Source organism: Burkholderia pseudomultivorans (genome assembly GCF_902499075.1).
Classification (GTDB): Bacteria; Pseudomonadota; Gammaproteobacteria; order Burkholderiales; family Burkholderiaceae; genus Burkholderia; species Burkholderia pseudomultivorans.
Map to the genome: position 1 here is coordinate 1 of NZ_CABVPP010000150.1, position 501 is coordinate 501.

The 501-nt window shown below is 64.7% G+C and carries 1 protein-coding gene; it reads left to right on the forward strand.

The annotated features are described in order from the left end of the window. Positions 1-131 precede the first annotated feature (131 nt). Positions 132-501: hypothetical protein (locus BST28156_RS34605; RefSeq protein WP_367651242.1), on the forward strand; the 370-nt coding region annotated here is incomplete at its 3' end.

Below are 501 nucleotides of genomic sequence, written 5' to 3' on the forward strand. Positions count from 1 at the left end.
AGAGCGGGAAGAACACCGGCGGTGCGTTGCCGCTCTTTGTCAGCGAGAGCGATAGCAGTAGCGCGACGACGAAGAGCGGGATCAGTGTCGGCAGCATCACGATCACGGACGAAGCGAATCAGCAACAGGACGTGGCGACGCTCAATCGTGATACGTCGAATCTGAACGGCACGGTGAACAGGACGCCGGATTTGCAGCAGGTGCTGGGCAGTCAGTCGGATCTGATCAACGCGGCTCAGGCGGCGGCGGAAGCGGTTGCGAAGCAGATCGGTCACTACGCGGACAGGAAGCGCGATGAAGCGCTGAAGAACGCGGACGGCGCGAGTGATCCGGCGCTCAAGGCTAGGTATCAGCAGGAGGCGCGTGACTGGGCAGAGGGCGGCGACAGCCGGACGGCGTTGCATGTTGCCGGTGGTGCGTTGACGGGTGGTTTGACAGGCGGCGGATTGGGCGCTGTGGGCGGGGCGGCGGGGGCGGGTTTGTCGGCGAAGCTTGCGCCTC